Origin of the sequence: Microbacterium sp. IEGM 1404, assembly GCF_030056775.1 — a bacterium.
Classification (GTDB): domain Bacteria; phylum Actinomycetota; class Actinomycetes; order Actinomycetales; family Microbacteriaceae; genus Microbacterium.
On record NZ_JASHKP010000002.1, the window covers coordinates 671,944 to 693,866 of the forward strand.

Annotated in this window: 17 protein-coding genes; 4 read left to right on the forward strand and 13 right to left on the reverse strand. The window is 70.4% G+C overall.

The genetic code is table 11. From position 1 onward, the window contains the following. Positions 1-5 precede the first annotated feature (5 nt). On the reverse strand, positions 6-1,439 hold the full coding sequence (locus tag QM517_RS18645; RefSeq protein WP_283286705.1) for a helix-turn-helix transcriptional regulator: 1,434 nt from the start codon (positions 1,437-1,439) through the stop codon (positions 6-8). Between the two features lie 107 nt (positions 1,440-1,546). On the opposite strand from QM517_RS18645, the gene QM517_RS08810 reads away from it, so the two are divergent. Continuing rightward, positions 1,547-3,160 carry an MFS transporter gene (locus QM517_RS08810; protein ID WP_283286707.1) on the forward strand — a complete coding sequence of 538 codons (1,614 nt, stop codon included), beginning with the start codon at positions 1,547-1,549 and terminating at the stop codon, positions 3,158-3,160. A gap of 97 nt (positions 3,161-3,257) precedes the next feature. On the opposite strand, the gene QM517_RS08815 is transcribed toward QM517_RS08810, so the two are convergent. The 5 genes from QM517_RS08815 to QM517_RS08835 form a co-directional block, all read right to left on the reverse strand. Next, the gene (locus tag QM517_RS08815) at positions 3,258-4,511 is read right to left on the reverse strand and encodes an alpha-hydroxy acid oxidase (protein ID WP_077049395.1); all 1,254 of its coding nucleotides are present in this window, start codon (positions 4,509-4,511) and stop codon (positions 3,258-3,260) included. A 32-nt stretch (positions 4,512-4,543) separates the two neighbouring features. Further along, positions 4,544-5,995 (reverse strand): rhamnulokinase, encoded by a 1,452-nt coding sequence (locus tag QM517_RS08820; protein WP_283286709.1) that lies wholly within the window; start codon positions 5,993-5,995, stop codon positions 4,544-4,546. Then, the gene (locus tag QM517_RS08825) at positions 5,992-8,028 is read right to left on the reverse strand and encodes a bifunctional aldolase/short-chain dehydrogenase (RefSeq protein ID WP_283286712.1); all 2,037 of its coding nucleotides are present in this window, start codon (positions 8,026-8,028) and stop codon (positions 5,992-5,994) included. The genes QM517_RS08820 and QM517_RS08825 overlap by 4 nt, the downstream gene beginning before the upstream one ends. Positions 8,029-8,149: 121 nt before the next feature. Beyond that, the gene (gene rhaI, locus QM517_RS08830; RefSeq protein WP_283286715.1) at positions 8,150-9,316 is read right to left on the reverse strand and encodes an L-rhamnose isomerase; all 1,167 of its coding nucleotides are present in this window, start codon (positions 9,314-9,316) and stop codon (positions 8,150-8,152) included. Then, positions 9,313-9,741: an L-rhamnose mutarotase gene (locus QM517_RS08835; protein WP_283286717.1), complete on the reverse strand. Its 429-nt coding sequence runs from the start codon at positions 9,739-9,741 to the stop codon at positions 9,313-9,315. The genes rhaI and QM517_RS08835 overlap by 4 nt, the downstream gene beginning before the upstream one ends. An 84-nt stretch (positions 9,742-9,825) precedes the next feature. Here QM517_RS08835 and QM517_RS08840 point away from each other — a divergent pair, with 84 nt between their 5' ends. Further along, positions 9,826-10,824: a LacI family DNA-binding transcriptional regulator gene (locus QM517_RS08840; RefSeq protein ID WP_283286721.1), complete on the forward strand. Its 999-nt coding sequence runs from the start codon at positions 9,826-9,828 to the stop codon at positions 10,822-10,824. A gap of 185 nt (positions 10,825-11,009) precedes the next feature. On the opposite strand, the gene rhaS is transcribed toward QM517_RS08840, so the two are convergent. From rhaS to QM517_RS08860, 4 genes are read right to left on the reverse strand one after another with little or no spacing between them, the layout of a single operon-like run. Continuing rightward, entirely contained in the window at positions 11,010-12,059 is a 1,050-nt protein-coding gene (gene rhaS / locus QM517_RS08845; RefSeq protein WP_283286723.1) for a rhamnose ABC transporter substrate-binding protein, read from the reverse strand. A gap of 38 nt (positions 12,060-12,097) precedes the next feature. After that, complete coding sequence (locus QM517_RS08850) at positions 12,098-13,162, reverse strand: ABC transporter permease (protein WP_283286724.1); 1,065 nt, start codon at positions 13,160-13,162, stop codon at positions 12,098-12,100. Further along, complete coding sequence (locus QM517_RS08855) at positions 13,159-14,193, reverse strand: ABC transporter permease (RefSeq protein ID WP_278102780.1); 1,035 nt, start codon at positions 14,191-14,193, stop codon at positions 13,159-13,161. The genes QM517_RS08850 and QM517_RS08855 overlap by 4 nt, the downstream gene beginning before the upstream one ends. A gap of 49 nt (positions 14,194-14,242) precedes the next feature. Further along, the gene (locus QM517_RS08860) at positions 14,243-15,775 is read right to left on the reverse strand and encodes a sugar ABC transporter ATP-binding protein (RefSeq protein WP_283286725.1); all 1,533 of its coding nucleotides are present in this window, start codon (positions 15,773-15,775) and stop codon (positions 14,243-14,245) included. A 140-nt stretch (positions 15,776-15,915) separates the two neighbouring features. On the opposite strand from QM517_RS08860, the gene QM517_RS08865 reads away from it, so the two are divergent. Continuing rightward, complete coding sequence (locus QM517_RS08865; protein ID WP_283286728.1) at positions 15,916-16,926, forward strand: LacI family DNA-binding transcriptional regulator; 1,011 nt, start codon at positions 15,916-15,918, stop codon at positions 16,924-16,926. Between the two features lie 128 nt (positions 16,927-17,054). On the opposite strand, the gene QM517_RS08870 is transcribed toward QM517_RS08865, so the two are convergent. From QM517_RS08870 to QM517_RS08880, 3 genes are read right to left on the reverse strand one after another with little or no spacing between them, the layout of a single operon-like run. Continuing rightward, entirely contained in the window at positions 17,055-17,900 is an 846-nt protein-coding gene (locus QM517_RS08870; protein WP_077049728.1) for a transglutaminase family protein, read from the reverse strand. Then, the gene (locus QM517_RS08875; protein WP_077049729.1) at positions 17,897-18,829 is read right to left on the reverse strand and encodes an alpha-E domain-containing protein; all 933 of its coding nucleotides are present in this window, start codon (positions 18,827-18,829) and stop codon (positions 17,897-17,899) included. Before QM517_RS08875 ends, QM517_RS08870 begins: the two co-directional genes overlap by 4 nt. After that, entirely contained in the window at positions 18,823-20,547 is a 1,725-nt protein-coding gene (locus QM517_RS08880; RefSeq protein ID WP_303655463.1) for a circularly permuted type 2 ATP-grasp protein, read from the reverse strand. The genes QM517_RS08875 and QM517_RS08880 overlap by 7 nt, the downstream gene beginning before the upstream one ends. Positions 20,548-20,651: 104 nt before the next feature. On the opposite strand from QM517_RS08880, the gene QM517_RS08885 reads away from it, so the two are divergent. Continuing rightward, a complete protein-coding gene (locus tag QM517_RS08885; RefSeq protein ID WP_283286733.1) occupies positions 20,652-21,875 on the forward strand; it encodes a carbamoyl-phosphate synthase large subunit in 1,224 nt (407 codons plus the stop codon). The last annotated feature ends 48 nt before the right edge of the window (positions 21,876-21,923 follow it).

A 21,923-nucleotide genomic window follows, 5' to 3' on the forward strand; every position in this document is an offset into this window, starting at 1 on the left:
CGCGCTCAGACGTAGAAGCCGTGCGCCTCGAGAACGGCGACCGCGGCCTCGCGCCCCGAGACCTGCAGCTTCGCGTAGATCGACCGGAGCTGCGACTTCACGGTGTTCAGCGACACCTCGAGCTCCTCGGCGATCTGCGGCAGGCTGCGCGGACCGCGCAGCGCCAGCGCCAGCCGCTCCTCCCGGGGGCTCAGGTTGGGAAGCGGGGGCCGGTGGTCGTGCGTGGGCACGAGGGCGAGCGTCCCCGCCACGCGGGCGACCCTGTCCTCGGAGCCCGGGTGCTGCGTCGCCATGCGGTCCAGCAGCACGAGCAGATCGGCCTGGGGAAGAGTGAGGTACGGCGTGAGCGAACCGCCCAACGACTCGGAGAGGTGGAAACCCTCGGAGAATGCGGCGTCGGCCGCGGTGTCGTTGCCCAGGCGCGCTTGCGCGACGGCGCGGCGCAGCAGCAGCGGCGTGAGCGTCCGGACGCAGTGCTGCGTGCCCATGCGGATGCACGGATCCGTCGACTCGAGCACCTCCCGCTCACGGCCGAGCGCGATGAGGGCGGCGGCGCGCTGCATGTCGAAGCACAGCGCGTGCCCGGGCGGTGAGATACGCCCCTCCAGGACCGCCAGCGCGCGGCGCGGCTCACCGCGGGCCAGCAGCAGGTCGGCGTACACCCCCTGCGCGAACCCCCGCACCATGCTGTGCCCGGAGTGCGACTCGGTCCCGCCGGCCAGGGCGGCCACCAGCACCATCCCCTCGGCGTATTCGCGTCGGATGAGAGCGCTCATCGCCCGGGCGGTCCGGGCCGAGTACTGCCAGTACGGATCGTTCGGTGCGCCGTCGCGCAGCTCCTCCGCCGTCCGGTCCATGGCCTCGGCATCGAGGGCCGCCGAGGCGACGAGGATGCGCGCGAGCAGCTGATCGTAGTCGGGGTGCACGGTCTCCCACCCGGACCCGGATGCCAGCTCCTCGCACACGCGCAGGCTCTCGCTCGCCAGGATGTACTCGCCGTTGATGGCGGCGGCGAGACTGCGCACCGCGTGGGCACGGAACGTGCTCTCGGCGTCGTCGGAGTAGGCGAGGGCGGAGGCGGCGTACTCCCCGGCCCGGCGCGGCCACCCCGCCGCGGCGTAGACCTCGGCGACGGCGGAGAAGAGGCGCGACCGTGTCGTCGGGTCGACCCGGCCCGGCGCCCGCATCCGACCGTCCGCGAAATGCCGGTCGATGAGGCGGAGGCCGTCGTCGATGCGATCGAGCCGTGCGCGGGCGATCAGCAGCCCCTCGAGCGTTTGCGCGCTGGCATCCACCCAGACGCGCGGGGCGGGGCCGGCCTCGATATCGGCGAGGAAACGCAGGTCGGCGACGTCGGGCGCCGGAGCAGTGGGGAGGACCCCCCGGACCACCCGCTCCGCCACGGCTTTGACGTTCATCAGGGACGACGATGCGATCACGACCTGCTCCCCATTTTCCGATGCTAAATCACGCCGATGGATGGTTCGGCCGGATTGCAGCACGAATGACTCTTCCGGCGCGGGTTTTCGCTAGATAAGCTAGCGATATGGACGAACGCATGGCCGGCCGCCGTTGGGCGGGACTCGTTTTCATCAGCATCGCCGTCTCGCTGATCATCGTCGACTCGACGATCGTCAACGTCGCCGTCCCCTCGATCGTCGAGGACCTCGGGATCTCCTCGACCGAGGTCCAATGGGTGCAGGAGGCGTACACCCTCGTCTTCGCCTCCCTGCTGCTGGTGTTCGGCAGCCTGGCCGATCGATTCGGCCGACGACGGCTCATGCTGCTCGGCGTGGCGATCTTCGTCGTCGCCTCGATCGCCGCGGCCGTCGCGCCCACCGGCGGGCTGCTCATCCTGTCGCGGCTCGTCCAGGGCGTCGGCGGATCGATGATCCTCCCCACGACCCTGTCGCTCATCAACGCGACATTCCGCGGGCGTGAGCGCGGCATCGCCTTCGCCGTGTGGGGATCCACGATCGGAGGCATGGCGGCCGTCGGGCCGCTGCTCGGCGGCTGGTTGACCACCTCGTTCTCGTGGCGCTGGGCGTTCGGGATCAACATCCCCCTCGGCATCCTCATCGTCATCGGCGTGCTCTTCACGGTGGCGGAATCGCGCAGCGACCGGCGCGAGACCATCGACGGCGTCGGAGCCCTCCTGTCTGTGCTCACGATGGCGCCCCTGGTCTTCGGCCTGATCGAGGGCCGGACCTACGGCTGGTGGACGGTCGACCAGACGCTCCAGGTCGGCGACTGGCAGTGGCCGTGGTCGCTCTCCCCCGTGCCGATCGCCTTCGCGGTCGCGCTGGTCGCCCTGGCGGCCTTCATCGCGTGGGGAGTCCACCGCCGGCGGCGCGAGCGCTCGACACTCCTCGCCCTCGGCCTGTTCCGCATCGCGTCTTTCCGAAACGGCAACATCGCCGCCGCGGTCGTCTCCCTCGGGGAGTTCGGCATCATCCTCGCCCTTCCCCTCTGGCTGCAGTTCGTCGTCGGCTTCGACGCACTGCAGACCGGCCTCCTCCTGCTCTCGCTGGCCATCGGGTCGTTCGTGGCGAGCGGGATCGCCGGCGCCCTGAGCGGTCGCGTCGCACCGGTGTGGATCGTTCGCGCGGGTCTCCTCGCGGAGATCATCGGAGTCGCCGGCGTCGCCTTCACGATCGGACCGGATGCCACGTGGGGACCCCTCATCCCCTTCCTGTTCGTCTACGGCGTCGGGGTGGGCCTGGCCACCGCGCAGCTCACGGGCGTCGTGCTGGCGGAGGTCCCGCCCGCAGAGAGCGGCGCCGCGTCCGGCACGCAGTCCACCTCCCGCCAACTCGGCGCGGCGCTCGGCGTCGCCATCCTCGGGACCGTCCTGTTCTCGACCACCTCGAGCGTGCTGACCTCCGCCCTCGACGACCGGGGGCTGCCCGCCGATCAGCGGGATCAGGTCGTGTCGCAGGTGGTCGACAGCGCGGGCGCGGCGATCGTCGGGCTCGAGCAGTCGCCGCAGACGCAGGACCTCGCGGCGGATGCGCGGACGGCGTTCAGCGACGGAACGAAGGCCGCCGCCTTCACCGCAGCCGGATTCCTGACGCTCGGACTCGTGTCGACGCTCACGCTCGGCGCCGCCGCGAGCGGGCGCGGCAGCCGCCAGGAGGAAGAGGAGCAGGCGCGCCGCTGAGCGGGCGCGACAGAACCTCAGCGATCCGCGCCGGATCAGCGGCATCCACGCGGTTCGGGCTGAGGTTGCGCAGAGCATTGACGCTCCGCGCCCCGCGTCAGACGCGGGCATCCACCCCGTCGGCGACCGGCACCAGGCGCGTCAGCTGCGTGACGTGCCGGGGCTCGAGCTCGGCGAGGCTCGAGACGCCGAGCAGCGCCATCGTGCGCTCGATCTCGCTGCGGAGGATCGCGATCGTCCGGTCCACGCCCTGACGGCCCCCGGCCATGAGGCCGTAGAGGTAGGCGCGGCCGATGAGCGTGAACTTCGCGCCGAGGGCGATGGATGCCACGATGTCGGCGCCGTTCATGATGCCGGTGTCGACCATGACCGTGGCGTCCTTGCCGACCTCGCGCACGACGTGCGGCAGGAGCCGGAAGGGGATCGGCGCGCGGTCGAGCTGGCGTCCGCCGTGGTTCGAGAGGACGATGCCGTCGACGCCGAGGTCGACGAGGCGGGCCGCGTCGGTGACGTTCTGCACGCCCTTCACGACGAGCTTGCCCGGCCACATGCCGCGGATGATGTCGAGGTCGTCGTAGCTGATCGTCGGGTCCATCGCGGCGTTCAGCAACTCGCCGACGGTGCCGCCGGTCGTGCTGAGGGAGGCGAACTCGAGCTTGGGCGTGGTGAGGAAGTCGTACCACCACCACGGACGCGGAATGGCGTTGACGATCGTGCCGAGCGTGAGCTGCGGCGGGATCGAGAAGCCGTTGCGCTTGTCGCGGAGGCGGGCGCCGGCGATGGGGGTGTCGACCGTGAACTGCAGGGTGTCGAACCCGGCCGCAGCCGCCCGCTCGACGAGCCCGTACGAGATCTCGCGCTGCTTCATGACGTAGAGCTGGAACCAGTTGCGTCCGACGGGGTTGGCCGCCTTCACACCCTCGATCGAGGTCGTCCCGAGGGTCGAGAGGGTGAACGGGATGCCGGCGGCCGCCGCCGCGGAGGCGCCGGCGGTCTCGCCCTCGGTCTGCATCAGGCGCGTGAATCCGGTCGGGGCGATGCCGAACGGCAGGGCCGACGGGCCGCCGAGGATCTCGCAGGACGTGTCGACGTTCGCCGCCGGCCGCAGGATGTCGGGGTGGAACTCGACGTCCTCGAAGGCGCGGCGGGCGCGGTCGAGCGAGAGCTCGCCCTCGGCGGCACCGTCGGTGTAGTCGAACGCGGCTTTGGGCGTGCGACGCTTCGCGATCGTGCGCAGATCGGCGATCGTCAGCGCCGCGTCGAGGCGGCGCTTGCGGGCGTCGAGCTCGGGCTTCTTGAACTGCATGAGCTCGAGGAGCTCGCCGACCTTGGGCAGCTGGCGCTGAACCATGGAGTCTCGCTTTCGTGTGGTCTGACCACAGACTACGCCGGTTCCGCGACGACGGAGCCGCGGGGCGTGTATCGGACAGGGGGGAAGGCGCGGGCGACGCGCACGCGCAGGTCTTCGAGGCTCGCGGCGGCGCCGAAGCACCCGAGCGCGCGCGCCTGGACGAGGACGTTGCCGAGCGCCGTGGCCTCGACTGGCCCGGCCAGCACGGGCACGCCCGCACGGTCGGCGGTCGCCTGGCACAGCAGCGCGTTGCGCGCGCCACCGCCCACGAGGTGGATGACGTCGACCTCGCGGCCCGCCAACCCGCCCGCGGTGCGCACGGCCCGAGCGAACGCGGCCGCGATGCTCTCGACGATGATGCGCGCGAACATCGGCCGCCCGGCACGGCCCGGGCGATCGGCGCCGATCAGCGCCGCGATGCGTCCGGGCATGTCGCCCGGGGCCGCGAGCTCGGGGGCGTTCGCGTCGAACAGGCGCGCGGGCGGCGCCACCGCGCCGGCCGAGGCGAGGAGCAGCGGGAGGTCGATCGGAGCACCGTACTCCTTCTCCCACGCGCGCACCGTCTCGCTCAGCAGCCACAGTCCGGTGACGTTGTGGAGGAAGCGCACGCGCCCGTCCACGCCGCCCTCGTTGGTGAAGTTCGCCTCGCGGGCGGCATCCGTCACGATCGGCTCCGCGAGCTCGAGGCCCACGAGCCCCCACGTGCCGCACGAGATGTAGGCGGCGTTCGGCGTCGACAGCGGCACCGCGACGATCGCCGACGCCGTGTCGTGCGATCCGACCGCGACGACCGGGATCGCCCCGAGCTCGGCGGAGGTCTCCCCGATCGCCTGACCCGGGTCGACCAGCGGAGGCAGAACGGATGCCGGGATGCCGAGCGCCTCGGCGAGAGCCGAGTCCCACTCCCCCGTGCGCACGTCGAGGAGCCCCGTCGTCGAGGCGTTGGTGCGTTCGGCGACCGCGCGCCCGGTGAGGCGCTCGGCGATGAGATCGGGGATGAGGACGCTGACCTCCGCCTCGCCGACGCGCGGGTCGGAGGCGTACTGGTAGAGGGTGTTGAACGGCAGGAACTGCAGGCCGTTGCGCCGGTACAGCTCCTCGAACGGAATCGCCGCGTGAACGGCATCCACTCCCCGCGCGGTGCGCGCATCACGGTAGTGGAATGGCTCGGCGAGCAGCTCCCCGCCGCGCAGCAGGCCGTAGTCGACCGCCCACGAGTCGATGCCGACGCTCTCGATCGCCGGCTCCCGCTTCAGTGCCTCGACGAGCCCCGTGCGCACATGCCCCCACAGCGCCTCGATGTCCCAGTGCCAGCCGTCGGCGCGCTCGACCGGTCCGTTCGGGAAGCGTGCGACCTCCTCGAGCGTGAGCGTGTCGTCGCCGACCCGGCCGATCATCACCCGCCCGCTCGTCGCGCCGAGGTCGACGGCCGCGACGGCGCGGACGGTGCCCGGCACCCCCGCGACCGACACGGAACCGCTCATCGCAGGAACGCCGCGGCGACGCCCGAGTCCACGGGGATGTGGAGACCTGTCGTGCGGGACAGCTCGGGCCCGGTGAGCACGTACACCGCGTCGGCGACGTTCTCGGGCACGACCTCGCGCTTGAGGATCGTGCGGTTGGCGTAGAACTGGCCGAGGTCCTCTTCCTTCACACCGTACGTCGCGGCGCGGTTCGCGCCCCAGCCGGCGGCGAAGATGCCCGACCCGCGCACGACACCGTCGGGATTGATGCCGTTCACCCGCACGCCGTGCTCGCCGAGCTCGACCGCGAGGAGGCGCACCTGGTGCGCCTGATCGGCCTTGGTGGCCGAGTAGGCGATGTTGTTCGGGCCGGCGAAGACCGAGTTCTTCGACGAGATGTAGATGACGTCGCCGCCCATCTTCTGCTCGATGAGCGCCTTCGCCGCGGCCTTCGACACGAGGAACGACCCCTTCGCCATCACATCGTGCTGCAGGTCCCAGTCCTTCTCGGTGGTCTGCAGCAGCGGCTTGGACAGCGAGAGCCCCGCGTTGTTGACGACGAGGTCGATGCCGCCGAACGCCAGCAGCGTCGCGTCGATCGCGGCCTGGACGCCCTCGGCATCCGCCACGTTCGCCGCGACACCGATCGCGACGTCGGTGCCGCCGAGCTCGGCGGCCGCGGCCTGGGCCTTCTCGAGGTCGAGGTCGGCGACGACGACGCACGCGCCCTCCGCCGCGAGGCGAGTGGCGATGGCCTTGCCGATCCCGGATGCCGCGCCCGTGACGAACGCGATGCGTCCCTGGTGGGTCTTCGGCTTCGGCATGCGCTGGAGCTTGGCCTCTTCGAGCGCCCAGTACTCGATGCGGAACTTCTCGGCATCCGAGATCGGCGCGTACGTCGACAGCGCCTCGGCGCCGCGCATGACGTTGATCGCGTTGACGTAGAACTCGCCCGCGACGCGCGCGGTCTGCTTGTTGGCGCCGTACGAGAACATGCCGACGCCCGGCACCAGGACGATGAGCGGGTCGGCGCCGCGGATGGCCGGGGAGTCGGCATCCGCGTGCGCGTCGTAGTACGCCTGGTAGTCGGCGCGGTACTCCGCGTGCAGTTCCTTCAGGCGGGCGATCGCGTCCTCGACCGAGGCGTCGGCGGGCAGGTCGAGGATCAGCGGCTTGACCTTGGTGCGCAGGAAGTGATCGGGGCAGCTCGTGCCGAGCACGGCGAGGGCGGGGGCCTTCTCGGATGCCAGGAAGTCCAGCACCACATCGGCATCGGTGAAATGGCCGACCATCGGCTTGTCGGTGGACGCGAGCCCGCGGATCGTCGCCGCGAGGGCCGCGGCCTTCGCCCGGCGCTCGGCCTCGGGCAGCGCCGCGAAGCCCGCACGGACGCCACCGAAAGGCTCGGCCGCACCGTTCGCGTCGATGTACGCCTGGGCGGTGTCGATGATCCAGAGGCTGTTGCGCTCGGCCTCCTCGGACGTGTCACCCCACGCGGTGATGCCGTGTCCGCCGAGGATCGTGCCGATCGCCTGCGGGTTCGCGGCCTTGATCGCGGCGATGTCGAGACCGAGCTGGAAGCCGGGGCGACGCCACGGCACCCACACCACCTTGTCGCCGAAGATCTTCCGCGTCAGTTCCTCCCCGTCAGCGGCGGTCGCGATCGCGATGCCCGCGTCGGGGTGCAGGTGGTCGACGTGGGCGGCATCCACAAGTCCGTGCATGGCGGTGTCGATCGACGGAGCCGCGCCGCCCTTGCCATGGAGGCAGTAGTCGAACGCGGCGACCATCTCGTCCTCGCGGTCGATGCCGGGATAGACGTCGACGAGGGCGCGCATGCGGTCGAGCCGCAGCACTGCCAGGCCCTTCTCGGTGAGCGTGCCGAGGTCGCCGCCGGAGCCCTTCACCCACAGCAGCTCGACCGGCTCGCCGGTCACGGGATCGATGTCGGCGCCCTTGGCGGACGTGTTGCCGCCGGCGTAGTTCGTGACCTTCGGGTCGGAGCCGAGGCGATTGCTGCGCGCGACGAGGTCGGCGGCGGTGGAGCTGGTCATGCGAGGAGGTTCCTTTCACCATTCGGTGTCCAGGACACGCGGATGCCGGCGGAGCGCATCCGCGTGTCTTGGACACTCAAGCCATGTGGGGGCCGCCCGGCGCGGGCGGCGCGGGTCGGGGTCAGGCGCCCCAGCCGGCCTGGGTGCCGCCGACGCGCTCTGCGGCGATGCGGGGCAGGTAGCCGGATGCCGCGAACGCGGCCATCGGGTCGGCGGGGAGGCCGCGCGACGCGCGCCACTCGGCGAGGGCGGGACGGACGTCGGTGTAGAAGGCATCCATCAGCACCGCGTTCGCGGCGAGGACGTCGTTCGCCTGCTGCGCGGCGGTCAGCGCGTCGCGGTCGACGAGCAGGGCACGGGCGGTCATCTCCTGGACGTTCAGTACCGAGCGGATCTGGCCGGGGATCTTGTCCTCGATGTTGTGGCACTGGTCGAGCATGAACGCCACGTCGGGGTTGTTGAGACCCCCGCCGCGGACGACCTCGGTGAGGATGCGGAACAGCTGGAACGGATCGGCCGCGCCGACGATGAGGTCGTCGTCGGCGTAGAACCGCGAGTTGAAGTCGAACGAGCCGAGCTTCCCGAGGCGCAACAGCTGCATGACGATGAACTCGATGTTCGTCCCGGGCGCGTGGTGACCGGTGTCGAGGCACACGAGCGCCTTCTCTCCGAGGGCGGCGACCTGGGCGTAGGACGTCCCCCAGTCGGGAACGTCGGTGTGGTAGAACGACGGCTCGAAGAACTTGTACTCCAGCACCAGCCGCTGGTCGTCGCCGAGGCGCGCGTAGATCTGCTGCAGCGAGTCCTGCAGGCGGTCCTGGCGGCCGCGCATGTCGTTCTGACCGGGGTAGTTCGACCCCTCGGCGAGCCAGATCTTCAGGTCGCGCGAGCCCGTGGCATCCATCACGTCGATGCAGGCGAGGTGGTGGTCGATGGCCTTGCGGCGGATGCGCTCGTCGTGGTGGGTGAGGGCGCCGAACTTGTAGTCCTCGTCCTGGAAGGTGTTGGAGTTGACCGTCCCGAGCTTCACACCGAGGTCTTCGGCGTGACGGCGGAGGGCCGTGTAGTCGTCGACGAGATCCCACGGGATGTGCAGGGCCACCGTGGGGGCGAGTGCGGTCAGGCGATTGACCTCGGCGGCATCCGCGATCTTCTCGAACGGATCGCGGGGAGTGCCCGCGGTCGGGAAGACGCGGAAGCGGGTGCCGGAGTTGCCGAACGCCCAGGAGGGCAGCTCGATCGCCTGGCTCTCGAGGGTCGCGAGGATTTCGTTGGACAACGTCGTCATGGGCGGGTGCTTTCGGTCGGGGCGGACGCCGACGAGCCGGCCTCCGCGGGGTGATCTGCGGAGCGGGATGCCGAGGGCTCAGCGTCCGCGAGCTGGTCGGCGAGGTGGAACACCTCGGTGAGGGCGGTCGCGGCCTGGTCGGGGCGACCCTCGAGGCCGAGGAAGAAGGGCGCCATTTCCGCCTCCCACGCGGCCGCGATGGGAGAGGTCTCGAGGTAGGCCTGGGCGGCGGCATCGTCGTCGGTCTCGTAGTAACCGACGAGACGCCCGCCTTTGCCGAGGAACAGGGAGTAGTTGCGGCGACCGGCTGCGGCGATCTCGGCGAGCATGTCCGCCCGGACCGGCGTGTGCCGGGCGACGTACTCGTCGATCAGCTCGGGCCGGACACGAAGCTCGAAGCAGACGCGCGTGGTCTGTCCGGACATGGGATCTGCTCTTCCTCGAGACAATGAATCGTTTCATCGCACGATAGCACATGCCGTCCCGCCGTGCGATATCGTCGTCGGATCATGGCGGTCAAGATCAAGGACGTCGCGGCGCACGCCGGAGTCTCCGTGGGGACCGTCTCGAACGTGTTGAACGGCCGCGAGACCGTCTCGCCCGGCGCCGTCGAGCGCGTGCGTGCGGCGATCGAGGCACTCGGGTACATCCGAAATGACGCCGCCCGCCAACTGCGCGCCGGCCGCAGCCGGTCCATCGCACTGATCGTGCTCGACGTCGGCAACCCCTTCTTCGCGGCCGTCGCGCGCGGAGCCGAAGCCCGCGCCGCCGACGACGGCTACGTCGTGCTGCTCGGATCGAGCGGAGCCGACGGCGACCACGAGCGCCTCTACCTCGACCAGTTCCGCGAGCAGCGGGTGGCCGGTGTGCTGCTCACGCCCGCCGATGCCACCGGCGACGTCGTGGAGCGCCTGGCGGCCGCCGGCATCCCGGTCGTGCTGGTGGACGAGCAGACCGCCGGCGACGACGTCTGCGCGGTCTCCGTCGACGACGTCGAAGGCGGGCACCTTGCCGCGGCCCACCTCCTTGCCTCGGGGAGACGACGGCTCGCCTTCGTCGGCGGCCCGCTCACGACCCGCCAGGTCGCCGACCGCCTCACCGGGGCGCGCCGCGCGGTCACCGAGGTCGACGGAGCGGAGCTGGAGATCATCGAGACGGATGCCATGACGGTCCTCGCCGGCCGCGCCGCCGGCGAGCGCCTCCGTGAACGAGCCGACCGACCCGACGCCGTCTTCGCCGCGAACGACCTCCTCGCGGTCGGCGTGTTGCAGGCGCTCACGATGCTCGGCGACATCCGCGTACCCGACGACATCGCTCTCGTCGGCTACGACGACATCGACTTCGCCGCCGCGACCGTCGTGCCCCTCACGTCGGTGCGTCAGCCGGCCGAGCTCCTCGGCTCCACCGCGGTCGACCTGCTGCTGCGGCAGTTGGACGGCGACCTCGACCCGGGCGCGCGTCAGGTGCGGTTCCGGCCCGAGCTGGTCGTGCGCGCGTCCAGCGGGTAACCCGCGCCCCGCGCCCCCGTAGCCGCGGCGCGGGCGACGCGCGGGCAGCCAGCCGCCCCCTTGAGTGTCCGAGACACGCGGACAGAGCCGCGTGGCATCCGCGTGTCTTGGACGGTGAACGCCGGGCGCGCGGCAGCCGGAAGCCCCGGCCACCACGAGAGTGACCGGGGCTTGCGGAGCGGAACTCAGAAGTTGAAGTCCGCGATGTTCGAGGCGTCGAACACGAACGGGTCGCCGAGGAGGACCGTCGCGTCGTCACCCACGGTGAACTCTCCGAGCTTGCCGGCCTCGAACGTGTCGCCCTTGGCGCCGGTGATGTCACCCTGGATCAGCGCCTTGGTCGCGAACGCGGCGAGGTAGCCGAGGTCGGCCGGGTTCCACAGCGCGAACGAGGTGATGGTGCCGTCCTGGACGTACTCGCGCAGCTGGTTCGGCGTGCCGAGACCCGTCAGAGCGACCTTGCCCTTGAAGGCCGAGGTCGAGAGGTAGCGGCCGGCGGCGGCGATGCCGACCGTGGTGGGCGAGATGATGCCCTTCAGGTCGGGGTAGGTCTGCAGCAGGGCAGCGGTGCGGTCGAACGAGGTCTGGTCGTCGTCGTCGCCGTAGACGACGTCGACGAGCTGGATGTTCGGGTGGTTGGCCGCGAGGTCCTTCTTCATCAGCTCGATCCAGGCGTTCTGGTTCGTCGCGTTGGCGGCTGCCGAGAGGATCGCCACCTGACCGGCGTCGCCGATCTGCTTGGCGATCTGGTCGACCTGCACCTTGGCGATGCCCTCGGACGTCGCCTGGTTGATGAAGAGGTCACGGCACTTGGCGTCGGTGTCGGAGTCGAAGGTGACGACCTTCACGCCCGCGCTCCGGGCCTCGTCCAGGGCGTCGCAGATGGCAGAGGGGTCGTTCGCCGAGATGACGAGGCCACCCACGCCCTGCTGCGCGGCGGTCTGGATGTACTGCACCTGCGACGTCGGAGTCGCCTCGCTCGGGCCGACCTGCTCGTACGTGCCGCCGAACTCCTTGATGGCCTCTTCGCCGCCCTTGTTGGAGGTGTCGAAGTAGGGGTTGCCGAGGTTCTTGGGCAGGAACGTGATCGACAGGTTGCCGCCACCGCCGCCGCTGCCGCCCGAGGCGTCACCTCCTCCGCTGCCGCCGGAGCAGCCGGTGGCGACGAGCGTGACCGCCAGGGCGAGGGCGGCGGCAGCGGTGCCGACGCGGGTCTTACGGGTGAATGCGAACATCGTTGTTTCCTTCCGTGGTGCGGGTGGTTGGTGCGGGGTCAGACCGTCGACGCCGGAGCGAGCGGCCGAGAACCCTTCCTCTTGCCGATGGCGGCCGCACGACGGGTGTGCAGCCAGGCGAGGAGGCTGGCGGACACCACCGAGAGCACGAGGAGCAGCCCGGTGATGACGTTGATGATGTCGCTGGTGACCCCAGCGAGTCGGAGCGCGGATCCGAGGGTGCCGATGAGCAGCACGCCCGCGATGACGCCGTGGAGGGCGCCGCGGCCGCCGAAGATCGACACGCCGCCGAGGAGCACGGCCGCGATGACCTGCAGCTCCATACCCATGGCGTTCTCGCCGCGGGCGTTGCTGTACAGCAGGGTGAAGTACACCCCGGCGAATCCCGAGACGGTCCCGCTCAGGAGGAAGAGCGCGAATTTCGTGCGTGCGACGTCGATGCCCGAGAAGGCCGCGGTCTCCTTGTTGAGCCCGATCGCGTACAGCGAGCGACCGAACGGGGTCAGGTGCAGCAGGACCGCGAAGACGATCGCGAGGATGGCGAACGGGATCATGATGAGCGGCAGCGGCGTTCCCGGGATGTTCGCCTTCGCCAGGTCGGTCCACGTCTCGGGGAACTCCGTGACCGCCTCGGTGCCGAGCAGGCCCACCGCGATTCCGCGGAAGAGGGCGAGCGTACCGATCGTCACGGCGAGGGACGGGAGCCCGACGACCGTCACGAGGAAGCCGTTCAGGGCCCCCGCGACCAGACCGACCGCGATCGCGAGGAGCGCGGCGATCTCGAACGGCCACCCGTCGCGGGTGAGGACTCCGACCACGACGCTGGACAGACCGACCACGCTCGCCACGGAGAGGTCGATCTCCTCGGTGATGATGATGAGCGTCATCGGCAACGCGATGAGCAGGATCGGCGCGACGTCGCGCAGCAGGTAGGTGACGGTCAGCGGGCTGCTGAAGTTTCGCACGGTCGCGAGCGAGACCAGAACGACCAGCAGCAGGATGCCGATGATGGCGGCCTCGCGCGAGAGCAACGCGCGACGCCAGAACGGACGGGCGTGCGCACGGTACGTGCGTGCGCGGGTGTCGACGGTGGTGGAGGTCATCGACCCGTCTCCCTCTCTGCGGTGAGCTTGCGGGACTGTCGGACGGCGAGCACGCGGTCGAGCACGATCGCGCCGAGGATGAGTGCGCCGACGACGGCCCGCTGCCAGAAGTCGTCGATGCCGAGGATCGGCAGGGCGCGGTTGATGGTGAGCAGCAGGTAGGCGCCGATGGCCGCGCCCCACACCGAGCCGACGCCGCCCGAGATCGCGACGCCGCCGATGACGGCCGCACCGATCGCCTGCAGCTCCCAGCCGAAGCCGGCGTTGGAGGCGACGGTTCCATAGCGCGCGGCGTAGAGGACGCCAGCGAGGCCCGCGAGGGCGCCGCTGGTGACGAAGGCGCCGATGATGCGGCGGTTGACCTTCAGTCCGTAGAGATGCGCGGCGGCGGGGTCGGACCCGATGGCGTACAACTCGCGCCCGCTGCGCAGGTTCCGCAGGTACCAGGCGGCGGCGATGAGCACGACCACGGCGAGGATCGTCAGCAGTGGGATGCCGAGCACCTGGCCCGTGCCGAGGCCGCGGAAGTCGGCGGGCAGGTCGCTCGCGTTGACGCGGTTGCTTCCCGCCCACGCGACGTTGATCCCGCGGTAGATGTACATCGTGCCGAGCGTGATCACGAGCGCCGGCACCTTGGCGTAGGCGACGAGAGCGCCGTTGATGAAGCCCAGGATGCCGCCGAGAAGGATGCCGGCGACGAACACCCCGATCAGCGGCAGACCCGGGACGTCGATGAACAGCCGGCCCGTCAGGTAGGCGGTGAGCCCGACGACGGACCCGACCGAGAGGTCGACGTTGCGCGTGATGATCACGATCGCCTGACCCACGGCCACGAGCAGGAGCAGCGACGGGGTGAGCAGCAGGTCGCGGAAGCCGTCGGGCGAGAAGACAAATGTGGAGTTGTTCAGCGTCGCGATGACGATGATCAGGATGAGCGCGAGGACGATGCCGCTCTCGCGCGCCGTGGCGACGTGCGAGACGAGCTTCGCTGCGGGGCTGGTGCCCGGGCGGACGGGAGTGGCGGTGCTCATCGGAGGCCCTCCGCTTCGAGAGTCAGGGTGGCGACGGGGCGGGGCACGATCACAGGGATGCCTCCGCATCGGCGGTCGCGGCGAACATGATGGTTTCGGGGGTGGCCTCCGCGCGGGCGAATTCCCCGGTGAGGCGCCCCTCGCGCATGACCAGCACGCGGTCGGCCATGCCCAGGACCTCGGGCAGCTCGCTCGAGATCATGAGGATCGCCAGGCCCTGCTGGGCGAGCTCGGAGAGCAGGCGGTGCACCTCGCTCTTCGTGCCGACGTCGATTCCGCGGGTGGGCTCGTCGACGATCAGAACCTTGGGCTCGGTCGCCAGCCACTTGCCGATCACGACCTTTTGCTGGTTACCGCCGCTGAGGGTGCCGGTCGTGGCATCCAGGGCCGCCGTCTTCACCTCGAGACGGCTCGCCCATTCGCGGGCGGCCCGGTTCTCGTCGGCCGTGCGGAGCAGGCCCCAGCGCGACAGCTTCGTGCGGATTGCGAGGGTGATGTTGCGCGAGACGCCCTCGTCGAGGACGAGTCCCTGCTTGCGACGGTCCTCGGGCACGAGCGCGAGGCCCCGGGCGGTCGCCTGCCGGACGCTGCCCTTGGGCAGCACCGCCCCGTTCACGCGCACCGTACCCGATTCGTACGCGTCGACGCCGAAGATCGCGCGGGCGACTTCGCTGCGTCCAGCGCCCACGAGGCCGGCCAGACCCACGATCTCGCCCGCACGCAGAGAGAACGACACGTCTCGGAACACTCCCGCGCGGGTCAGCCCTTCGACCTCGAGCACGACCTCGCCCGGGGTGGAGGGGAGCTTGGGGAAGAGCTCGGTGACGTCTCGGCCGACCATCTGTCGCACGAGGTCGTCCACGCTGGTGTCGGCGAGCGGCGTGGTGTGGACGTAGGCGCCGTCGCGCATCACGGTCACCGTGTCGCACAGGGCGAACACCTCGTCGAAGCGGTGCGAGATGAACAGCAGCGCGCGTCCCTCGTCGCGCAGGCTCCGCGCGACGGCGAAGAGACGCTCGACCTCGACGCCGCTGAGCGCGGCGGTCGGCTCGTCCATGATCAGCACCCGCGCGTCGAGCGAGATGGCCTTGGCGATCTCGATGATCTGCTGGTCGGCGATGGAGAGACCCTCGGTCACGCGGTCGGGGTCGAGCGCGACGCCCAAGCGCTGGAATATCTGCGTCGCCTCCGCGCGCATCGCGGCGCGGTCGATGCGCCCGAGACGCCCCGTGGGCTGACGGCCCATGAAGATGTTCTCGGTGACCGAGAGGTCGGGGAAGAGCGTCGGCTCCTGGTAGATCACGGCGATGCCCGCGGCCTTCGACTGGGCCGTGCTGACGAAGTCGACGCTCTCGCCGTCGAGCAGGAAGTCGCCGTCGTCGCGGCGGTACAGCCCCGCGATGATCTTCACGAGCGTCGACTTGCCGGCGCCGTTCTCGCCGATCAGCGCGTGGATCGAGCCCCGGTCGAGCACCAGGCTCCCCGATCGCAGAGCGACGACGGGGCCGAAGGACTTCATCACGCGGCGCAGCTCCAGGGCGTGGGCCTGCGGACCTGGAGTCGCGTTCGTCGCGTCAACCATGCGGCCTCCTCATCGAGGGTAGATTCGAATTCCCAGAATCTGAATCGTTTCAGATGGGATGCCAGTCACTGTAGGGTGACCTCGACGACGTGGTCAAGTCAGGATCGCGTCGAGACCCGATCGTGACGAGAGGAGCCCGCGTGACGGTGAGCATCCGCGATGTCGCGACCCTCGCGGGCGTGTCCGTCGGCACCGTCTCCAACGTGCTCAATCGGCCCGACACGGTCTCCTCCGCCTCGGCGCAACGGGTCCAGAACGCGATCGAGGAACTCGGATACGTCCGCAATGACGCCGCCCGTCAACTGCGCGCCGGCGTCAGCACGACCGTCGGCTTCGTGGCACTCGACGGCCGCAATCCCTTCTTCGCCGACGTCGTCGGCGGCGCTGAGAACGAGGCGACCACGCGCGGCCTCGCCCTGCTCCACGGCAACAGCGACGAGGATGCCGCCCGCGAGACGCTGTACATCGACCTCTTCGAGCAGCAGATGGTGCGGGGCCTGCTCATCGCCCCGTTCGGTGACGTCACGACCCGGCTCACGCGGCTGCGCGCCCGCGGCATCCCCTCCGTGCTGATCGATCGATTCTCGGGGGACGGGCTGTTCTCGTCCGTCTCGGTCGACAGCGTGGCCGGCGGCCGCCTCGCGGCCGAGCACCTGCTCGAGCGCGGGCGCCGCCGCATCGCGTTCGTCGGGGGGCCCTTCGACATCCGGCAGGTCACCGACCGCCTGGCGGGCGCGCGCAGCGCCGTGGAGAACAGCGGTCTCGACGCCGTACTCGAAGTCGTCCCCACCCACGCTCTCACGGTGGAGGAGGGCGTCGAAGCTGGCCGCCGCCTCCTGACGCGCGACCGCACCGACCGCCCCGACGCCGTGTTCGCCGCCAATGACCTGCTGGCGCTGGGGCTGCTGCAGGGTCTCGTCGTCGACGGCCGCATGCTCGTCCCGGACGAGATCGCCGTCGTCGGTTTCGACGACATTCCGTTCGCCGCGGCGGCGGCCGTGCCCCTCACCTCGGTGCGTCAACCGAGCGCACTCATCGGGGGCACCGCCATGCGGATCCTGCTCGACGAGGCCGACGACCCCGACCGCGCGACGCGCCAGACGGTGTTCGCACCCGAACTGGTGGCCCGGGGCTCGACCGGCTGGCGGTAGCGAACCGCCACCCTGGCGGCGTGACTCGCCGAGGATGTCTCGCCGTTCGCCGCTCGACGGGAACATTCGCCCGAAGCCACCAGGAGGAGCGACACGCGCTCACCCGAAGTCGACACCCCGCGTGAGCGTCACGTCTCGCGCGTGATCGTCACCTTCACCTTGAGCTGGCTCTTGCCCGGACCCGCGTACACACCGCGCAGCGGCGGCACGTCGTTGTAGTCGCGTCCCCGGCCGACGAGCACGTGACGGTCGCCGATCTCGATGTTGTTCGTCGGATCGAAGCCCTGCCAGTCCCCCGCGAACCACTCCACCCACGCGTGCGACTCGCCCGTGACGGCCTCACCCACCTCGGCGGAGGGCTTGGGGTGGAGGTAACCCGACACGTAGCGGGCGGGGATGCCGACCTCGCGCAGCGCGCCGAGGGTGATGTGCGCGATGTCCTGGCACACGCCCTTGCGGGCCTCCCACGCGTCTACCGCGGTGGAGTGCACGCCCGTGACGCCCTGCATGTACTCGATGGCATTGCCGACGGCCTCGGCGATGGCGTGCGCCGCCGGTCCGGGCCGGTCGTGGTCCGCCGCGATCTCGCGCGCGAGCGCGACCACCTCGGGGTGGGGCGTCGTGCGTCGCGTCTGCGTCAACTGCTCGACCGTGGTGATCGACCGGGACGCCTCCGCACGCAGCTCGTCCCACGTGATGTCGGCGTGCTCGATCGGACGCGGGCGCACCTCCACGAGCGAGCGCGCCGTGATGGTGAGCGCCGCGTGGGGCGAAAGCACGTCGAAGGCGGCGACCCGGGTGCCGAAGTAGTCGACGTACTGGTTGACCGAGGTGGAGGGCTCGATGTCGAGCGACGAACTCAGCACGAACTGGCTGTCGGTCGACCCGGGCAGCATCCGGGCCTCGTTGTACGAGGCGACGACGTCGCCCGGATACGCGAACCCGGTCTGGTGCTCGATGCGCAGGCGCTTCACGAGATCTCTCCGATCCACGCGGGCTCGGCCTGCGTCGGGAAGAACCGCGACCGGATGGCCTCGGATGCCTCACGGGTCACCGTCTGCACGCGCTGCATGTGCTCGGGCAGCTCGGCGAGGATGTCGCTGATGGGGCGGTACTCCAGGTCGTTGCGGATCTGCCCGAGGGCCCGCAGCACCGTGTTGGAGTGGCCGACGCGGTCGGCACGGGGATCGATGGCGCTCATGCAGTCCTCGGCGCGCTGGATGGAGTAGATGATCGACCGCGGGAACAGGCGGTCCAGCAGCAGGAACTCGGCCGCATTGCGGGCGCTCGGCATCCCGCGATACGTCCGGAGGTACGCCTCGTACGCGCCGCACGAGCGGAGAATCGTCGTCCACGACGGACCGGACACCTCGGTGAGCGACCGGGTCGCGAGCAGACGCGCCGTCATGTCGGTGCGCTCGATGCTGCGACCCAGGGTGAAGAACTGCCAGGCCTCGTCGCGGTTCGTCGAGGAGTCGACGATGCCGATCGCCAGCGCGGCGCGCTCGCGCACCCACTGGAAGAACTCGTGCACCTTCTCGGTCTGCAGACGCCGCGGCATCCGCGAGTTCGTCGTGTTGAGGGTCTCCCACAGTTCGGTCGAGACGATCTCGCGCGCACGGCGGGCGTTCTCGCGTGCCGCGGTGAGCGAGTAGGCGATGCTCGACGGGTTCATGCGGTCGACCGCGAGGCGGGCGAGGACGTCGTCGCGGCGCACGGTGTCGACGTTCTCGGGGAACGCCGAGCCCATGACGCTCAGCAGCGACCGGCACGCCGTGTCCTCGTCGATCCACGGGTCTTCCAGGAGGAGCTGCAGGTGGACGTCGAGGATGCGCGCGGTGCCGTCGGACCGCTCGATGTAACGGCCGATCCAGAACAGCGACTCGGCGATGCGACTCAGCACGAGGGCACCTCCCCATCGCTCTGCTGCTGTTGCTGCTCCGCCTGCGGGCCGTGCTGCACGCTCGCGTCGGCCTGCTGCTGCTGCTCCTGCTGGTCGCGGTCGGCGCGGTGGTCGCGCGGGGCCGTGGCGGGGACGGGCTGATCGTCGTAGATGATCGGGATCGCCTCGGTCACCGCCGCCTGGTCGGCCACGAGACCCGAAACGCCGTTCCCCTGGCCGTACTCCACGTGCGACGGGGCGGAGCCGCCGACGACCCACGTGTCCTTCGAGCCGCCGCCCTGGCTGGAATTCACTACGAGCTGCCCCTCCGGCAGAGCCACGCGGGTGAGGCCGCCGGGCAGCACCCAGATGTCGTCGCCGTCGTTCACGGCGAACGGCCGCAGGTCGGCGTGGCGGGGGCGCATACCGTCCTCGACCAGGGTGGGGATCGTCGAGAGCATCACGACCGGCTGCGCGATCCACCCGCGCGGGTCGGCGAGCAGCCGCTTGCGGAGCTTCTCGAGTTCGGCGGGCGAGGCATCCGGACCGACGACGAGACCCTTGCCGCCGGAGCCGTCGACGGGCTTCACGACGAGTTCGGGCAGACGGTCGAGCACCTCTTCGAGCGCGCCCGGGTCCTCGAGCCGCCACGTGTCGACGTTCTTCAGGATCGGCTCCTCGGCGAGGTAGTACCGGATGAGGTCGGGCACGTACGTGTAGAGCAGCTTGTCGTCGGCGACGCCGTTGCCCACGGCGTTGGCGATCGTGACGTTCCCGAGCCGCGCGGCAAGCATGAGGCCGGGTGCGCCGAGCATGGAGTCGGCGCGGAACTGCATCGGGTCGAGGAAGTCGTCGTCGACGCGACGGTAGATGACGTCGACGCGCTGCGGACCACGGGTCGTGCGCATGAACACCTTGCCGCCGACGCACAGCAGGTCGCGGCCCTCGACCAGCTCGACACCCATCAGACGCGCGAGCAGCGTGTGCTCGTAGTACGCCGAGTTGTAGACGCCCGGAGTGAGCACCACGATGTTCGGGTCGTCGATCCCGGGCGGGGCGGACGCGCGGAGAGCGGCGAGCAGCTTGTTGGGGTAGTCGCCGACCGGGCGCACCCGCATCGAGACGAACAGTTCGGGCAGGGTCTGCGCCATGACCCGTCGGTTGGAGATGACGTACGACACTCCGGAGGGCACGCGCACGTTGTCCTCGAGGACCCGCATCTCGCCGTGCTCGTCGCGGATCAGGTCGATGCCCGACACCTGGATGCGCACGCCGTTGGCACTGCGGATGCCGGCGGCCTGGCGATAGAAGTACTGCGACGACGCGATGAGTCCCGCCGGGAGCACGCCGTCGCGCACGCAGTGCTGGTTGCCGTAGGCGTCGTCGAGGAACGCCTCGAGCGCCCGCACCCGCTGCTTCACGCCCGCTTCGATGCGCGACCATTCGTCGTAGGCGATGACCCGGGGGACGGCATCCAGGGGGAACGGACGCTCCTCCCCGGCGAAGTCGAACGTCACGCCCTGGGCGAGGTAGGAACTCGCGAGCGAGTCGGTGCGCCCGCGAAGCTCCTCCTGCGTCATCTGCGCCAACGCCTGGTACAGCTCCCGATACGCCTCGCGCGAGGGCGCCGCGTCACCGGGGGTGGCCGGGACACCGAACATCTCGTCGAACGCCGGGATGCCGGATACGGTCTTGCGCGGCGCCAACGTGGAGCCGTAACCGTCGAACAGGTCACCCATGCCCTGAGCCTACCCACGCCCGTGTTGCGGAGGTGTTTCCCCCGCGCGCAGAGCGGCGTGGCTAGGCTGGCCCGACATCCGCCGCCTCGACCGAAGGTGCCTCCATGCGCGCGCTCGTCACCAGTTCCCGCAACACCTTCGCTCTCGATCTGGTGCGAAAGCTCGGCAGCGTCGGGCACACCGTTTTCGCGAGCGACACGTACGACGGCGCCGTCGGCAACCACTCGCGCTTCCTCGCCGGGCACCTCGTCACACCGTCTCCCCGGTTCGAGACGGATGCCTTCATCGAGACGGTCGGCGCGTACGTGCGCGCGCACGACATCGACGTGATCATCCCCACGTTCGAGGAGGTCTTCTACCTCGCCGCCCGCGTCGCCGACCTCCCCGAGGGCGTCGAGCTGTACGCCGGCAGCTTCCCCGACCTCGCGCGCCTCCACGACAAGGCGAGCTTCCAGCGGTTGGCTCAGGATGCCGGAGTGCCGATCCCCGAGACGGTCGTGGTCACCTCCCCCGAGGAGTTGCGCACCGCGATCGAAGCGTTCCCCCGGTACTTCGCCCGCGCGGCGTTCTCGCGCGGCGGCGTGGGGCTGCTCACCAACACGGGCCCCCTCGCGGGCAAGGTGCCGATCGAGGACTGCGTTCCGACCCCGGACCAGCCCTGGCTCGTGCAGCCCTTCGTGGACGGCCCGATGGTCTGCACCTACAGCGTCGTCGTGGACGGGCGCGTCACCGCGCACACCACGTACAAGGCGGGCGAGCAGTGGGCGCACAGCACCGCGATCGCCTTCGTCGCCGTCGACAGCACCGACACCCTCCGCTTCACGCAGCAGATCATCGACACGCTCGACCCGACGTTCACGGGGCAGATCTCGTTCGATTTCGTCGACCACGGCACCGACGGGACGCCCGACTACAAGATCATCGAGTGCAACCCGCGGCCCACCAACGGCGTGATCCTCCTCGAGGCCGAGGACGTCTCGCGCGCGATCGAGGGGACGGTCGAGCACACGATTGTCGCCGTCCCGGGGACTCAGCGCCAGATCACCCTCGCCGTCCTCGCCGACGCGTTCACCGAACCGCTGCAGCATCTGCCGAAGACGCTCCACGACCTCGTGCACGTGCGCGACGTGGGAGCGGGGTGGTGGGACGACGCCGCGATGCTGTGGAGCCCCGCGACCATCGTCCACGGCGCCAAGATCTCCCACGGCGAGCGCAAGGAGGTGCTGGCCGCCCTCGGTGACGACATCGTCTGGAACGGCGAGCCGATCCAGGGCATGTCCCCCGCCGACGCCGCGGCTCTGGAGGCCGTGCACGCCGGCCGCGTCTAGGTGCGTGAGGGGTCAAGATTTGTCGCCTGGCGGAGCCAGAAGCGACAG

Coding starts and splice junctions, on each gene's coding strand:
- QM517_RS08810 (WP_283286707.1), top strand. CDS start 1,547: ATGGACGAACGCATGGCCGGCCGCCGTTGGGCGGGACTCGTTTTCATC.
- QM517_RS08815 (WP_077049395.1), bottom strand. CDS start 4,511: ATGGTTCAGCGCCAGCTGCCCAAGGTCGGCGAGCTCCTCGAGCTCATG.
- QM517_RS08820 (WP_283286709.1), bottom strand. CDS start 5,995: ATGAGCGGTTCCGTGTCGGTCGCGGGGGTGCCGGGCACCGTCCGCGCC.
- QM517_RS08825 (WP_283286712.1), bottom strand. CDS start 8,028: ATGACCAGCTCCACCGCCGCCGACCTCGTCGCGCGCAGCAATCGCCTC.
- rhaI (WP_283286715.1), bottom strand. CDS start 9,316: ATGACGACGTTGTCCAACGAAATCCTCGCGACCCTCGAGAGCCAGGCG.
- QM517_RS08835 (WP_283286717.1), bottom strand. CDS start 9,741: ATGTCCGGACAGACCACGCGCGTCTGCTTCGAGCTTCGTGTCCGGCCC.
- QM517_RS08840 (WP_283286721.1), top strand. CDS start 9,826: ATGGCGGTCAAGATCAAGGACGTCGCGGCGCACGCCGGAGTCTCCGTG.
- rhaS (WP_283286723.1), bottom strand. CDS start 12,059: ATGTTCGCATTCACCCGTAAGACCCGCGTCGGCACCGCTGCCGCCGCC.
- QM517_RS08850 (WP_283286724.1), bottom strand. CDS start 13,162: ATGACCTCCACCACCGTCGACACCCGCGCACGCACGTACCGTGCGCAC.
- QM517_RS08855 (WP_278102780.1), bottom strand. CDS start 14,193: ATGAGCACCGCCACTCCCGTCCGCCCGGGCACCAGCCCCGCAGCGAAG.
- QM517_RS08860 (WP_283286725.1), bottom strand. CDS start 15,775: ATGGTTGACGCGACGAACGCGACTCCAGGTCCGCAGGCCCACGCCCTG.
- QM517_RS08880 (WP_303655463.1), bottom strand. CDS start 20,547: ATGGGTGACCTGTTCGACGGTTACGGCTCCACGTTGGCGCCGCGCAAG.
- QM517_RS08885 (WP_283286733.1), top strand. CDS start 20,652: ATGCGCGCGCTCGTCACCAGTTCCCGCAACACCTTCGCTCTCGATCTG.